The following is a 15373-nucleotide window of genomic DNA, read 5'->3' as shown; positions in this document are numbered from 1 at the left end:
GTTTGCTTTATCACCTCGGTTTTGTTTTATCTGCGTCATCTTGCTGTAACAGAGGCGCATGTTGTGGCTGCAAGGCAGGGGCCTGGCTTCTGTCTGTTGAGTTTGTATTGTTATCCAAAATTTTCTGAATCCACCATCAGGTATCTGAAAAAGCCCGATACCTGACCTGCGTTTCAGCTTCAACCGAATGGAGAACTGTGATGGCGAAAGACAAGTATTTTGTAGAAGTATTAGCTGCTGATCCGGCAAATATTCCCGAGGTGGTGTTGCTCAATGGCTTTGTGGGTAATTCTGCACTGGAGGGCTATACGCGCCTGTATCTGAATGCGGTACTGAATGAGTATTATGAAATCCCCAGTGAGGCGATTTTGCACACGGCAGCGGCATCTGCCAACAGCAATAATCCACTGGAAACAGCCTATGTCTGGGTCAAGGCCGATGCCGAACTGATACGCAAAGGCAAGAGCATTGCTGATACCAAGATCAGCTTCTTCAGCGGTCCCATACAAAGTGGGCAAGCGGCCGACGCTGCTGCTGCCAATGCGGCCCAAGCCGCAGTTGCCGGTGGCCCTACCGGTGTCCAGAACTGCACGCAAGCCCCGGCCCTATGCGGTAACACTGCATGGCCAGGTTGCCCGGCTACGCCCAATAAATCAAATTGAGAATACCGGATTGAAATATTCGTGATGTGAAGGGTCGCTGACTGACCTTTTTCTCATGCGAATGTGTGAAGAATGGCGCATTACACCACCTCACTGTCTCATCGCAGGCTTGCAGTGTTGCCATTAATTTGTTGCTTGGTTTTCCCTTGGTGTTTCTTTTTCGTTCATGAAATGTAGTGCCACTCTTAGGAGAGTTTGCTATGACTACTCAATTACCGATTTGTCACATAAACACATTGCTCCCCCAATGTCTGCCAGTGACTATTCCAGCTGCATGTCACCATCTGACACAACCACCACTATGCATCCCCCCAACCTCACCTGTCATCTGCCACGTGACGCAACCGCCTCAATGCATCCCTCACACCTCGCCCGTCATCTGCCATCTGACACAACCGCCGCAATGCTTCCCGCAGACGCTGGCTGGGCCGATTTGCCAGCATGTCACCAGTCCAGTGATATGCCAGATCACCCATAATCAACCTCAATGTGGCTTGCAATGCCAGGGCAATACACACGTCCCGTTCGATCCGACCATATTCCAAAACCAGACACCAGTACTTCATGGTGGCGTGGGCGGCGTAGGTGGTGGCCTGGCCGCACCAGCGCAAGCACAAAATTTTGCAGGTGCAGCAGCTCCAGCCCAGCAATTTGCGGCACAGGCCAATGTGGGTCCGACTGGTGTACAGCATTGCACAGCCGCGCCACAATTTTGCGGCAATACTGCGTGGCAGGGTTGCCCACCTGTCATTGGCCCAACTGGCGTCCAGCATTGCACCGCTGCACCTCAATTTTGCGGCAATACGGCATGGCAGGGTTGTCAGCCACCACAAGCACAACAGGCACAATTCCCTTTCCATCCAACCACGAATCCTACAGCCAATACCCATTGCTTCATTTGCCCACCGTTCACCATTGAGGCGCAGCAGGCTGCACCGCAACAAGCTCAGGCAATGAATCCAACCGCTGCTACGCATTGCTTTGTTTGCCCTCCACATACTTTAGAGGCACAACAGCAACCGCAACAACAAGTTGGCCCGACCGGCGTTCACTTTTGCACAGCCGCGCCGCAATTTTGTGGTCATACCGCGTGGCATGGTTGCCAGCCACCGCTGTCGGCACCACCACATTGCCCAACCGTGGTTGCCGCTGTTTGCCATACTGCCGTACCGGTGTGCCACACCGCTGCCACAGTTTGCACACAAACGGTAGCACCTACACATCTGCTGGGTTGCACTTGCCTGCCAATGACGGTAGGGCCTGTGATTCCTACGCATAACATGCCAATTTGCGGCAATGTCACTGCACCTGGCTTTTGCTAAGCAAGGAGCAAGTAAAGTAAAGCAGTACAAAGCAGTTTGATCAGTCTTGGTAAAAACGGTCGGGATACATTCCCGACCGCGGGCTGACTCATTCTTTGCAAACCCCAGGTGCAATTATTTGCACCTGGGGTTTCGGCATAAAAGCTGGCAAGCCATCTTGCTTGCACAATCGAAGGAGTATCAGGGATGTTTTTAACCGCTTCCAATATGGCCCACTATCTGCTGGCGCGAGGCACGATCCCACCGGCTGTGGTCGTCGATGGTGATTTCATGGTGGTAGAGGCTGGCCGCCGCAATCGCAATTACAAAATTATCAGGCGAGATGGATCTGGCTTGTTCGTCAAGCAGATCAAGGAAATCGAGCCAATGGCGATCTCAACCATGCAACGCGAAGCCGCTTGCTATCGCATGGCGCAAAAAAGTGGTTATGAAGCATTGGCAGGGCTCATGCCCAGCTTTGTTGATCATGATACAGCCCGTCATTGCCTCACCATCAGCCTCTTGCCCGGCGGTGAAAACCTGACAGAATTTCATGCCCGCAAAAAAACCTTCCCTGCCGAAGTTGGCAAGTTGCTCGGTGCTGCACTGGGAAGCTATCACCAGACCCTGCGTGGCAAAAATTTGCAGGCCGAAGACCTGAGCAGCTTCCCGCGGATGGCACCGTGGATTTTAAGTTTTCATCAAAACAGCATGCAGGCAGGTAATACCCTGAGTGGCGGTGTGCAACAGCTTGGCGCACTGATCAGGCAATACCCTGACCTGCAACAAAACCTGGCACGGCTGGCACAGGGCTGGCGTTACGACAGCATTATTCATGGTGATATGAAATGGGATAATTGCGTCGTGTATCCTAGCCCCAATGGTGAAATGGCATTGCGTATCATAGACTGGGAACTGGTTGATTATGGTGATGCCAGCTGGGATATAGGTGCAGTACTGCAAGCCTATCTGACCTCGTGGATTTATTCCATGCCGCTATATCATGATCTCAATCCCACCAGCTTTGTTGATAAAGCAGTCTACCCGCTGGAAGGCATGTATCCGTCCATCCATGCTTTCTGGCGCAGCTATGTGCAAACGGCGGGCATAGATAAATCGCAGGCTTATGCCTACCTGCTGCGCTGCATAGAATATGGTGCTGCACGCATGGTGCAGACTGCCTTTGAGTCACTCTACTACGCACCCACCATGAGCAATCATGCGGCGACCTTGTTGCAAGTCAGTCAGAATATTTTACGCAATCCACGCCAGGCAGCATCTGCCCTGTATGGATTTGGCGGGGAGTTGCAATCATGAGCGATGAATCCATGAAAAATACAGCCATGAAAAATACGGCCATGAACGAAGAATTAAAAAGCATCTATGCTGCCTTGCAAATCCACAACCAGAATAGCTATGCATTAGGTAGTAGCACGCCAATTCCGGTAGTCATGACGAATGGCCAGGCCAATCCTGCGCAAGCCCTGATTGCCGCAATCAATACCAGCCTGTATGGCATGTACTATGTGCGCGATACTGCAGGCGAACCTGTACTGCCATCACAAAGCCTGGTACCCAATCTGAGCCAGGCCAACCAGACGCCGGATCGCTGGGACCCTGGCTGGAAAATTTATCAGCAAAGCCCGGATGGCCGCGTCATGATACAAAAAGGTGAGCGTAGCCGCACCGCTGTCGTTGGCGAATATGCTGCCAACAAATGGCCGGGCATGGCACCGGTGGCGGGCGAACTGGTGAACTTGCGCGTCTATCCCGGCAGTGCCGATATGCAGCAGGGCTTTTACTATGCCTTCGGCAGCAATCTGTCTGACCAGTTTGATGACTATGAACTCATCCGTTTTTACTTCAATGTCCCAGCCCATGCTGCGGCAGAATTGCTATACGGCCTGACTACGCAACTGAACCGTTATGCCCTGCCCTTCCGCTATAAAACCCTGGTTGACGCCAGCGCCTACCGTCGTGCTGATGCGGCAGTACTGTATATCGCCAAGCGCCATTACTCCATGGTGGCAGCACTGATACAGGATTTGCATGCCAGCCTGGGCAGCAAACTACGCCCAGTCACACCGATGTTTTGCAAAACCCTGGTCGATGGCATAGGCGTGGCAGAAGAACCAGGTACTGGTGAGAGCTTTGGCATGCACAGATGCAGACTGGTAGCAGAAGGCATGGTCGATGCCTGGCTGGCGGGTTCACAAAGCATGGATGCGCGCGCCGATGCCGTACAAAAACGTTTTGCTTCCAATGGCATCGATATGCGTACTCCCTACCTGAATCGCAATTCAGTCAATTTATTTGAAACACCAGTATTTAACGGAGGCTTGCAGCTATGAATGCACCAATGAACGCACCTATAAATGCCGCGATGAATTCGTACAAAGAAGTTTATCTAGATGTTGCCGACCGCATAGGCCGCAATTTATGTCGCGATGCCGTCTGGGATGGCGCACGTTGCAACTGGCTGGGCTGGTCGATGGAAGCAGTGAATCAAGCCTGGGTACCAGCTTACCGCTCCTTTGCCGGTGACTTGTATGGCGGTACCAGCGGCATCGCATTGTTCCTGGCAGAGCTGCATCAGTTCAGCGCCGACAAACAACAAAAGCGTGTACTGGAAGGAGCATTGAACCAGGCTTTATCACTATCAGACAAAATGCAGGGTGCAGCGCGCAGCGGTTTTTATGCAGGCAGCAGCGGCTTTGCCTATGTGCTGGTACGCATAGGTACATTACTGAAAAACGAGGCCTTGATAGCGCGCGGCTTGCGTGAGATGGCCAGCCTTGCAGAACAGGCACCAGATGCCATGTTCGTCGATGTCATCGGCGGCAGTGCCGGTGCCATACCTGCCATGTTGAAACTGGGGCTGGAACATCAGCGCCCTGACTTCATCAGCCTGGCACAAACCCATGGTGATTATTTGCTGGCACATGCGAGCAAGAGCGACGCTGGCTGGTCATGGGAAACCATGCATGTGCCAGGACAAAAACATCTGACCGGGCATTCACATGGTGTGGCGGGTATCGTCACCGCTTTGCTGGAACTGTATCGCGCCACGGGCGAAACGCGCTACCTGGATGGTGCAAACGAAGGCCTGCGCTATGAGCGCGGCCTGTTCAGCGCCCAGCATAATAACTGGCCAGATTTGCGCATCATGGATGCCAGCCAGACTGACGCAGCACCAGTCTACAATATGGCCTGGTGTCACGGTGCACCTGGCATAGGTTTATCGCGTTTGCGCAATGTTGCCCTGATGCCGGATGATGCCATGCTGGTGCAGGAATTGAATGCCGCCATACAAACCACCGCCAGTTCGCTGATGCCAGCCTGGGTACATGGGGTTGGTAATTTTTCGCTATGCCATGGCGCATGTGGCAATGCAGAGTTGATGATCATGGCGGGCCAATATCTGAAGCGCCCTGACCTGACACAGATCGCTGAAAAAATAGGACAGGAAGGCTGGCAGCATTACGGGCAGTCCGACATGCCCTGGCCCTGCGGTGTGGCGGGTACAGGTGAGACGCCGAACCTGATGCTGGGGACAGCGGGGATAGGGCATTTTTATTTGCGTCTATATAATCCCGAGGCTGTGCCTTCGGTGTTGATTGTGACGCCGCCGGAGAAGGTGGTGGGTTGAGGTGTCACAAATCATGCTAATTTTGTAGGTTGGGCTACGGGGTATCAGCCCAACACTCGGCGTTTAAATAACGTATACGTTTGTTTAGGCCAAGTGTTGGGCTGATGAAGCGTAGCCTAGCGAGGCCCGGCCCAACCTACGAGATAAACTGACGTTTGTCTTTTTAAACCTTAAAACAAGCGACTGTAATAAGCCACTTGTGCTTTCAAACGCGCAATTTCAGCCTGGTCACCGCGAGTCACTGCATCTTGTATGGATACACCATACAAGGCTTGCGGTGGCAAGCCCTTGGCTTTCATGGCAGCTTCCAGGGATGGCAAGAGGCGTTCTATTTCTGATGCTGCAGCCAGATAATCAAGTGCCTGATCACGGATGGCAACGATCTTGCTGAGATCACCACCTGCGATAGCTTCATGGATGGGTACGCCGTACAAGGCGGCCATGGGTGCTGCGTGAGTTGGGGAAACCATATCTACTCCTTCAAGAAATGCAGGCAATTAATGGACAATTAATGGGCAATGAGTGAGCAATGAATGCGGACCGTTAACTGCCTTGCGGATTAAGTAAAATATACTTCAACACCAAAACTATCCCGGCGCAAAGACCATTGCCGGGCTTTGATCATCAGGCAGTGCTGGTCAGCACTTGCAGACGATCAAGTACGCTCTTGAGTTCTGTCATGACGGCTTGCCGTCTGGCTTCTTCAATGGCATATTTTTTTGCTGCTGCAGCGACATCGGCATGGCAATGCGGGCACTCGGTTTCATCTGGCCAGATGTATTCATTGCAGCCACGGCACAGATCCAGTTCAGGCAAAGGATTGCTGCTAGTACGTTCTGCCACCCTTGGTGCTGGCGCAGGTTCTTCTGGCAGCACTTGCCTTCCTGGAATCGCTTCTTCATACAATTCAAACCTGCCTATAGCAAAAGGCTTGTCAGGCGCTGGTGCCACTTTGCGGATTTTTTCATGTATGCCGCGTTTTTCCAGCTTCAATGCGCGGTAGTGGCAATAGGGATTATTGCCAGGCTTGCCGAACAAGGAATCTGAAGTCCAGGTACAACCACCACGACAGACATCGGCGTAGTAGCAGGTGCGGCAGTGCCCCCACAATGAATCGATATTACGCATGCGGCCAAAGTGCAGGGCTTCCGACGTGTTCCACAATTCTGCCACTGCAGTGTCACGGACATTGCCGCCGCCATAGGTTTCCGTTGCCAATGATGGGCAACCCTTGATGGTGCCATCGGCTTCGAGGCCGATGACATTCTGACCGGCAGCACAACCTGTCCAGTGCAGGGTTTCATCACCCAGGCCACGCCAGTGATGCTCGAAGGGGCCGAAGTAACCAAGATTGTTGCCAAAGGTCAGCAACAGGCCGCGTTGCTGGCCTTCATGGTACAGACGGTTTAACAAGGGCATGAGTTCCAGCACGCGGTGCGGTTGCAGCAACAAGTGATCATTCTCTACCGCATTGCCCATGGCCACGGTGATCTGCAATTGCCAGTGGCTGGCACCTGCTTCGATGATGCGGTTGAACAGCGGCTCCAGTTGGTCTATGGTTTCTGCACCTATCTGGGTATTGCAACTGACACCCAGACCCAGGGATTTGGCGGTTTCCATGGCACGCAGGGCATCATTCCAGGAGCCTACGACACCACGCACCCTGTCGTGATAATCCTTCATGCCATCGATGGACACACCTATGCCAAACAAACCAGCCTGCTTGCCTGCTTCCAGCCTCGCCGTATTGAGGTTGCGCGCACCGGTTTGCATGCCTACCCGTATGCCGTGACCGGCGATACGTTCCACCATTTGCAGCCAGTCCTTGCGCAAGAAGGCTTCGCCACCTATCAGGGTGATTTCACGCGTGCCGAGGGCGGCCAGTTGATCAATCACGGAGAAGGCTTCTTCGGTGGAGAGTTCACCCACCCTGCGCTTGCCTGCACGAGAACCGCAGTGGCTGCATTTCAAATTACAGGCCAGGGTAATTTCCCACACTACATGCACAGGAGTATGGCCGTTGAGGTCGGACAAGGTGCGCGCCCTGGCAGGTTGAGATACGAGAGTTTGTTCCATACTTGGCTCCGGTGGCAAATGCCAGCAAGCTGGCATCCTGGATAATGAGACGGCTGCTTATTTACCGGCGTTGAGTTGTGCCAGCAAGCTTTGGGCGAGTTCTTTCAGTCTATCCACTTCGGCCTGATCACCGCGCGCCTGCGCGTCCTGAATCGCGACGCCATAAGGTGTGACAGGGTGAAATGCGGCGGCAGTATTGCTGACTCCTCCTAGCAGATTGCCGTAGGAAGCCAGCTCGGATTTGATACGGGCAATTTCAACCTGATCGCCACGGGCGACGGCATCTTGTATGGTCACGGCATACAAGGGGCGGATAATACCGCCCTTGCTTTTGATCGCGCTTTCCAGCTCAGGCAAAAGACGGGCAACGTCGGCTGCTGCAGCCAGATGGCTGAAGGCTGCATCACGTGCAGCGCTCATTTTGGCTGCATCGCCGCTGGCAATTGCATCGCTCATTGCCACTGCATACAGGGGAATAAAACCGCCATAAGATTCTTTACTGGTAGTCATAAAATTACTCCTTGAGGTGAGTACGGGTTATGAAACTGGGGTGGGTATCTATGAAATTCTGGAAACCTGCCTGCTATCAATATGGCAAGCTTACTTAGTATATTTTCAATTATCGAAAAGTCAATGTCATTATTCTTTTTTTAATTAAACCAGCCGAATAAGGAATAGTTGATGCCGTGCTTTACAATCTTCATTCCCGGCAAAACACACTAGCCAGAACATGCATATTGATAAAATTAGCGGCACCGAAGGTTATGCGGAAATAGCCGATTACCTGGTGCAGCAGTGGCAGGAAATTTCTTTTGAAGAACACCACGCCATGGTCTTGCACTTGTTACCGGCAGCGCCCAGTCACGTACTTGATATAGGCTCGGGCATAGGCAAGGATGCAGCGGCGTTTGCTGCCATGGGACATAGCGTAGTCGCGGTAGAGCCAACGCAGGAGTTGCGCTTGCCGGGCATAGCTCTGCATGATGCGCCCAACATCTGCTGGCTGGATGACAGCCTGCCAGACTTGTCCGTAGTCCTCGCCAAGAATGAGACTTTTGACCTCATCATGCTGAGCGCCGTATGGATGCATCTTGACGCGACACAACGCCAGCGCGCCATGCCCAGACTGGCAAGCTTGATGAAAGCATCTGCGACCCTGATACTGTCGCTGCGCCATGGCCCTGTCCCTGCGGGGCGACGGATGTTTGATGTCAGCGCAGAAGAAACCATGGAACTAGCCGCCACGCAGAACCTGTTACCCGTCTTGAATGTACAGACCGCATCCATACAAAAACTGAACCGGCAAAGCGGGGTGACATGGACACGCCTGGCTTTTCGCCACTCCTTGCCATAGTACGCAAGGCACATATCACATTGACCACAATTATCTTTTGTGAAACACTGTCCTGCATTGATAAGCACCATTCAAATTCATTCCATGGCAAACCCGCCCCCCATCGTTCTACCGCAGCTCATGATCCAGCAACGCTGCGTATCCCGCGTGATCTTGCGCGGCCTGGATAATCCTCGCGGCATCAAGCTGAAACAGGATGGCAGCCTGCTGCTGGTGGAAGCAGGCAGCGGCAATGCTGAGCAAGTCTATTCTGGTCGTCTATTGCAGTTCAAACAGGATGGAGAAGCTGAGTATGTAAAACGGGAAATACTCGCTGATGGTTTTCGCTCCATGAATATGCAGGCACGCATGTGCAGGGATGAAATATTTGGACTGGCGGATATAGCTTATGGTGGTGGTCGCTGGTTGCTGAGTCAAACTGACTATGTAGCCGGTTCACGCATCCTTGATTTGACTACCCTGCCACCGCGAGTTGCATTCCAAAGTCGCGGTAATTTGAATGCACTGTGCTATCACCCGCAAAGACAAAGCTGGCTGACAGTGAAGCCTGATACCAATCAGGCCATCGAGTTTATTGAAGGCCAGCCAGAAGCTGTAGTCGGTGTGTTGCCGGATTTGTCTGGCGGCCAGCATGCGGTGCCGGTGACCGTGATTCTTGATCACAGTTGGCAACCAAAGAGTGGCAGCCAGCCAGTATTGATTTCCCTGTTCTCTGGCGAGTTGCAGGACGAGGCTGGCAAGATGGGCATCAACTTTGAGAAGGGCGTCAGTAAAATCGTCAGGCTGGATCTTGATACAGGTGAAGTCAGCACGGTAATAACAGGCCTGACACTGGCCACTGGCATGGCTTTTACTGAACAAGGGCAATTGCTGGTTCTGGAATTATGCGATGATTTTTTAGAACCCATGCCAGTCTATGAAGTACCGCAAACCGCCTGGCATGGCGGCTTCAAACGTTATTCTGGCCGCCTGCTCAGTTTTGACTTGAGCAAGCGGACTGTGACTTGTCTGGCCAGATATCTGGACACTCCATCCAACTTGTGCGTGGCAGGCAATACCGTCTTCATCAGCGAAGGCATGGGCCTGCCCGGTCGCCCCATCGCCAATGCAGATGGAGAAACCGTGGCACTGGAAGGCTATGTGCGTAAATTAATCCTGCCCGAGAACTGAGCCAAGCTCAGGCTGCTTGCAGGCGCGCAGTCAGTTCAGCCAGCTTGGCCGGGAAAGGTGCTTGCGCCACCCACTCAGCCGGGTCACCTTCTTTTTGCCAGGCAAAACCAACCACCGCCATCACATCGCCTGCCTTGCTGAGCAAGGGAATGGCAATCGCCGCCTGGGCACCGACGGCCTTGGCACCTGGGCGTATATTGCCGCTTTTATCGTCTTGCAGATTACAGGTCTGCACAGGTGCCTTGCTCAACTGCGCTGCACCCGCCATGCCCTTGCCATGACTGACATGGGCGACGATGGCGAGCACTGGCTCTGGTATGCGCAAGGCAGCACTCAGGTATAAATCTTCACCTCGTTGTATATGGATAGTGCCTGCAGCCGCATCCAGATTGGCGATGCTGTCTTCCAGCCATTGCTGGTGTTCGGTATTTTTTTCATACATGGTGATACTCCTGTCCTTGGTTGATCGTTATCTTTAATGAGGCTCTTGCAGCAATTGCTGCCAACTCATATTTGCCGCTGCTGCTATCAAATCCTGTTGCTGGCACAGGCTGTGAATTTTGCTGTCATGGACAGGCAGGCTTTTGGCAATAGCCAGTTTTTCTGCCATGCTGCCTTGCTCCAGCACGCGCAATAATTCAGCCTCACCGACAGCATCAAGTTGCGGTGTCACGCAACGCCACAGCTCTGGACTAATGGCGCGCCCTGCGGCCCAGCGCTCATGCGCCAGGTCGATCAGGATGCGTGCCAGGGCAGGATTATTTCTTTGCTCCAGACCTTGCACTGGCCACAAGGGACTATCGAGAAAAAAGCATTTGACGACCATCTGGTTCCAGGCTGCTTCATCAAATGCCTGCATGGGATAAGGATTGCGGTGCGCCATCGCTTCAAAGATGGGGCGCATGCTGGAACGTATCGCTTCACGGGCACGGTGCTCTATCACACTGGCTGCGGGATATAAGGGAAAGCCGGAATACAGGGCAATCAGTTCATTGATTTCAGCACTGTCGGCGATACTGTCAAGCTGGCTGGCAAATTGTGTTTCGTCACCGGCATAGCTGGCGAGTATGAAGGCTACCCTGGCGGCAATATCGACACTCCAGCCTGAGGGATCAAAACCGGGACGTAGCGAATTCGCAGTTGCCAGTTCATCGCTGCTCAAATTCAAATCCAGCTTGCCCAGTTTGCGCGAAGCCATGCCCATGGCACGATAAACATCACGCTCCTGTTTAGCCGTACTGATTTGCTGGCATTGCAAACGGAACCACAGCAAGGCTTCAGGTGTGCTGCGCGCCGCTATCCAGATATCAAGTTGCGACAGGGCTGAGGCGGTTGGAGTAAGTGCCTGCATTTCTTCTAACGATGGATGTCTCATGATAACTATCCTATGCTTCCACACAGCTGTCCGGAATACTATGCTTGTCAAAATTGACGGTATATTCCCTCCCATTCAAGGGGAGGGCCAGGGTGGGGATGGGTTTCGGCCGATCAACAGAAAATAGATTTTCGCCAGAAACCCATCCCCATCCCAACCTTCCCCTTGAAGGGGAAGGAGCTTCAATTGCAGTACTCAAAAATTATTGTATTAAGCTCACAATTATCTCGCCTTGCTATCTAAAAAAAACCAGAATACTTAATCCAGACAACAGTTTCAGGTACCTGCTCAGGTTCCTGGAATTACACGCTGCAAGACCCTGGTCATGACAAAAGCACACAGGCAAAACGCCACGGCGGCTATACCACCACCAGCGATGGCAATCACCAGTGCATCCAGCAGCGAAGTTGCAGCAATCAATTGCGCCACGGCCTTGGGTACTGCACCTGCGATATGGCGGGTGATCAATAAGCGCACAGCGATAACGTCAGCCACGATCAGGGCCAGCAACATCAATAAAGCCAAACCACCATCGGCCCAACTGGTGATAGAGCTGCTGCCATATAAAAGCACAGGCAAAGCCAGGATCAGCAAGGGCCACAGGCTGCCCAGGCGATTCAGGCTCTCTTGTTTTGCCGCATAAGTCAGCCCTACCACATGCGCCCAGATAGCCAGTGCTGCCAGCACCACCGTGGTATTCACCAGCACGGTATTTGTCAAAGGCAGGCTGGCGCCAGCATTAAGCAGATTGTCATCGGCCACATTGCCGGTAATGACCATGGCACTGGCCGCAGCTGCAAAGTAAACGAGAGCACGGCACAGACCCATGATCAGCGGACTCAGCGGATTACCCTTGTGCCAGACGTTGTACAGCAAGATGGTGGCTGCCAGCGCGCAACCGCAAACGATCGCCCAGGTGCCGTAATAACTGAGTATGGCAATGCCAGCAACTTGCAAGACAAAGCCGATGGCAAACACCGCCCTTGCACTGATCTGGCCCGAGGGAATGGGTCGCCCCGGTCTTTCACGGGCATCGATTTCGCGGTCAAAGGCATCATTCAGATACATGCCCGCGCAGTAAAAAAGAGAAATCGCCAGCATGACCAGCAGCGTATGCATCAGAGACAAGGGGCGGCCAGTAATACTGCCAGCAACAATGGCCCCTGCCAGCACATTGGTCCATACCGTAGGCAGGTTGGACACCCTGCCCAGTCGCAAATAAATACCCATGCGGCTGTTATTCATCACTAAAGTATTCATGTCAGCAGTTCTTTCATGATAAAGCTCAACTCACGCGCAATTGCGTGGGCTTTGGAATCAGTCTTCAAATGTGCGGGCAAGACATCCCAGGTGTAGGTTTCCACTTCCAGATGGCTGGACAGCCCCTGCTTGCGCAAGGCTTGCAGGGTCGCCAGCAAATCTGCCCTGGTTGAACCCAGTTTTGAACTCGATTGCTCTTCAATGTCCCAGAAGATCGGTACATGGCAATGCACGCGCCATTCGCCATCAGCCTGACCAAGCTGATAAGCAGCCAGCGCGGCAGGCAGGTCGATATAGCGCTGCAAGCTATCCTGATTCTGGACCACGACCTGGTGCAGATATACGCCGTCATCAAAGCGCCGCAGTTCATTCAACATGCCAGCATGCATGACAGGGATGCGCAAAGCACAGGACAACTGTATCTTGGGTATGCGTATACCCAGATCGGTCAAAGTTTGCATGGCACTGACAGGGTCTTCAAATTCAACAGCGGCATGGCAAACGTCATAGCAGACACCCAGATGACGGCGCATCAGGCGAGTAGCTTGTGCTTCTGTGCAGTCACACAATTCTGCCAACCTGCTTATGCTGCCTTGCGCCCACAACTGGCCGCAAAAAAAGGCTGTGGTCTCAGCCATGGTTTCCAGAAAACAGCAGGGTTCTGGTTCCAGTGCCAGAGCGATACATTTTTCACTTTGTTGTTCCAGTTGAGCCAGCATGGCAACAGCCTCTATGAGCTGACTGACAATTTGCTGCTGCGCATACTCTGTTTGCGTTTCAGATTTGAATGCACCGGGGACAGTGGAAATACTGCCCTCAATACCCTCAGGCAAGAGCTGGCTCAAAATCAACGCGCATTGCCTGGTATAGCGCAAGCGTTCTTCATCGCGCCAGTCAGGCAGATAGACTTGTTCTTTCACCCTGACTGTATGAAATGGTCCATAAGGAAAGGCATTGATGGTGAATACATAGGCATCCAGTCTTTGCAATTGCGCCTTGAATTCTTGCAGGACTGCGGGTTGCGCCAGACTGTCTGCAGCGACTGCAGACAGGCGCAAACCTATGCCAAAGGCCTGGCCATCAACAAGCTCCAATTTTTTCCTGAGCACTGGAATAGTTTCATCCAGGCTGGCGACTACTTCATCCCAGCTTTCACCCGCATGTATATTCGTGCAGTAAGTCAAATGCACGTTTTGCGGTGGCAGGGATAATTGCATGTCAGCCTCTTCTTCAACTCAGCATGCCAGCCATGGCAGGCTGTAAATTTGCGGGCGCATTTACATGCAGATTTTGTAGCCAGTCTATCGCTGCACGTACCAGTTCGGCATCCATTTCATGCACTTCTACGCCACTGCCTATGGCGGCCAGCAGCGTGATGGTTAACTCCCCCCCAAGATGTTCACGGAATTCTTTCAAACCCTGTAGCACCAGCAATTCACTTTGCGCGTCTTGCGCCAATAATTGCGGATGCCATAAATCAAAACCCAGTTGCGTCAGCAAGTGATGGATGCGCGCATCTTCACCGGCAGGCAACAAGCCTGCCAGACAGGAATAACGGGCATCCAGCGCCAGGCCTATGGCAACCGCCTCGCCATGCGATAAAGCATGTGCAGTCAGGCGTTCGAGTTTGTGGGCGACCCAGTGGCCATAATCGAGTGGCCGCGCCGAGCCGCTTTCAAAGGGATCGCCACCATGCGCAATCTGGTGCATGTGCAGACTGGCGGATCGGGTGATGACGGTATTCAAAATCGTGCTATCAAATGCCGCCAGCGCGGGTAACTGTTTTTCCATCATGAGGAAGAAGGCATGGTCACGTATCAGGGCCACCTTGACGGCTTCTGCCAGCCCTGCCCGTTTTTCACGGACAGGCAAGATATCAATGAAGCGTGCATCATTGACGACGGCCCAGGGTGGAGCAAAAGTGCCGATGAGGTTTTTTTGCCCTTGCCAGTTGACAGCATTTTTAACACCGACCCCGCTATCATCTTGCGCCAGCACAGTGGTGGGAAAGCGTATATGCCGCACCCCGCGATGGAAGATGGCCGAGGCATAGCCCACCGCATCCAGCACTGCCCCGCCACCGATGGCGATGGAGTAGGAATGCCGGTCTATAGATCTGTCTGACAGCGCCTGTAACAATTTTTCTACCAGGGCAGGATCATTCTTGCAGGCTTCGCCACCAGGCATCATGAAGATATCGTCTATCAATTCCATGGATTCATGATGGAAGCGTATGTAAGTCCTGATCTGTTCGGCAAGACCAGGCATGGCCCTGGCGACACCTTCATCCAGGAAAATGGCAATACGATGGCGGCGCTGCGGTTCACGCAAAGTGACAACTGCACGAAAATCAGGATTGGCAATATCAAAGGCATCGCGGGTGGATACCACTGGGAAAGAATAATCGACGCGCACCTGTTGCTGTTGCCAGGTGCCACGCAAGGCTGCTGGTGCTGTCACCTCCAGATCGGGCAAGCTGTTGAGTTCAGCCAATTTCACGATAAGTCCTCTCCGTGGGTATCCATG

At 53.0% G+C, this 15373-nt stretch carries 15 protein-coding genes; 7 read left to right on the top strand and 8 right to left on the bottom strand.

The window, feature by feature from the left end; all coding sequences use genetic code 11:
* The first annotated feature begins 200 nt into the window (after positions 1-200).
* The 5 genes from ACO0LD_RS20230 (at position 201) to ACO0LD_RS20210 (ending at position 5612) form a co-directional block, all read left to right on the top strand.
* Positions 201-662, top strand: a complete 462-nt coding sequence (locus ACO0LD_RS20230; protein ID WP_423009983.1) for a hypothetical protein — start codon at positions 201-203, stop codon at positions 660-662.
* 335 nt (positions 663-997) lie between these two features.
* Positions 998-1984: a hypothetical protein gene (locus ACO0LD_RS20225; RefSeq protein ID WP_423009982.1), complete on the top strand. Its 987-nt coding sequence runs from the start codon at positions 998-1000 to the stop codon at positions 1982-1984.
* 186 nt (positions 1985-2170) lie between these two features.
* Positions 2171-3280 (top strand): phosphotransferase family protein, encoded by a 1110-nt coding sequence (locus ACO0LD_RS20220; protein WP_423009981.1) that lies wholly within the window; start codon positions 2171-2173, stop codon positions 3278-3280.
* On the top strand, positions 3277-4314 hold the full coding sequence (locus tag ACO0LD_RS20215) for a T3SS effector HopA1 family protein (RefSeq protein WP_423009980.1): 1038 nt from the start codon (positions 3277-3279) through the stop codon (positions 4312-4314). The genes ACO0LD_RS20220 and ACO0LD_RS20215 overlap by 4 nt, the downstream gene beginning before the upstream one ends.
* Before the next feature lie 8 nt (positions 4315-4322).
* Positions 4323-5612 carry a lanthionine synthetase LanC family protein gene (locus ACO0LD_RS20210; protein ID WP_423009979.1) on the top strand — a complete coding sequence of 430 codons (1290 nt, stop codon included), beginning with the start codon at positions 4323-4325 and terminating at the stop codon, positions 5610-5612.
* A gap of 170 nt (positions 5613-5782) precedes the next feature.
* Here the strand turns inward: ACO0LD_RS20210 and ACO0LD_RS20205 are convergent, their stop codons facing one another.
* From ACO0LD_RS20205 to ACO0LD_RS20195, 3 genes are all read right to left on the bottom strand, one after another.
* Entirely contained in the window at positions 5783-6082 is a 300-nt protein-coding gene (locus ACO0LD_RS20205; RefSeq protein ID WP_423009978.1) for a DUF1843 domain-containing protein, read from the bottom strand.
* Between the two features lie 154 nt (positions 6083-6236).
* Entirely contained in the window at positions 6237-7688 is a 1452-nt protein-coding gene (locus tag ACO0LD_RS20200) for a GDL motif peptide-associated radical SAM/SPASM maturase (protein ID WP_423009977.1), read from the bottom strand.
* 57 nt (positions 7689-7745) lie between these two features.
* Positions 7746-8198 (bottom strand): DUF1843 domain-containing protein, encoded by a 453-nt coding sequence (locus ACO0LD_RS20195; RefSeq protein ID WP_423009976.1) that lies wholly within the window; start codon positions 8196-8198, stop codon positions 7746-7748.
* Between the two features lie 220 nt (positions 8199-8418).
* Between ACO0LD_RS20195 and ACO0LD_RS20190 the strand changes: the two genes are divergently transcribed.
* Positions 8419-9042, top strand: a complete 624-nt coding sequence (locus tag ACO0LD_RS20190) for a class I SAM-dependent methyltransferase (RefSeq protein ID WP_423009975.1) — start codon at positions 8419-8421, stop codon at positions 9040-9042.
* Positions 9043-9126: 84 nt separating this feature from the next.
* On the top strand, positions 9127-10212 hold the full coding sequence (locus ACO0LD_RS20185) for a hypothetical protein (protein WP_423009974.1): 1086 nt from the start codon (positions 9127-9129) through the stop codon (positions 10210-10212).
* A gap of 7 nt (positions 10213-10219) precedes the next feature.
* Here ACO0LD_RS20185 and ACO0LD_RS20180 read toward each other — a convergent pair whose 3' ends face one another.
* From ACO0LD_RS20180 to ACO0LD_RS20160, 5 genes are all read right to left on the bottom strand, one after another.
* On the bottom strand, positions 10220-10654 hold the full coding sequence (locus tag ACO0LD_RS20180; protein ID WP_423009973.1) for a GAF domain-containing protein: 435 nt from the start codon (positions 10652-10654) through the stop codon (positions 10220-10222).
* A gap of 33 nt (positions 10655-10687) precedes the next feature.
* On the bottom strand, positions 10688-11587 hold the full coding sequence (locus ACO0LD_RS20175; RefSeq protein WP_423009972.1) for an EboA domain-containing protein: 900 nt from the start codon (positions 11585-11587) through the stop codon (positions 10688-10690).
* A 288-nt stretch (positions 11588-11875) separates the two neighbouring features.
* Entirely contained in the window at positions 11876-12847 is a 972-nt protein-coding gene (locus tag ACO0LD_RS20170) for a UbiA family prenyltransferase (RefSeq protein WP_423009971.1), read from the bottom strand.
* Positions 12844-14064: a metabolite traffic protein EboE gene (gene eboE, locus ACO0LD_RS20165; protein ID WP_423009970.1), complete on the bottom strand. Its 1221-nt coding sequence runs from the start codon at positions 14062-14064 to the stop codon at positions 12844-12846. The genes ACO0LD_RS20170 and eboE overlap by 4 nt, the downstream gene beginning before the upstream one ends.
* Before the next feature lie 13 nt (positions 14065-14077).
* A complete protein-coding gene (locus tag ACO0LD_RS20160) occupies positions 14078-15346 on the bottom strand; it encodes a 3-dehydroquinate synthase (protein ID WP_423009969.1) in 1269 nt (422 codons plus the stop codon).
* Between the last annotated feature and the right edge of the window lie 27 nt (positions 15347-15373).

The sequence above is a fragment of the Undibacterium sp. Ji83W genome, assembly GCF_049340385.1.
In the GTDB taxonomy this organism is placed as follows: domain Bacteria; phylum Pseudomonadota; class Gammaproteobacteria; order Burkholderiales; family Burkholderiaceae_D; genus Undibacterium.
This window is presented reverse-complemented; position numbering and strand designations above follow the sequence as displayed.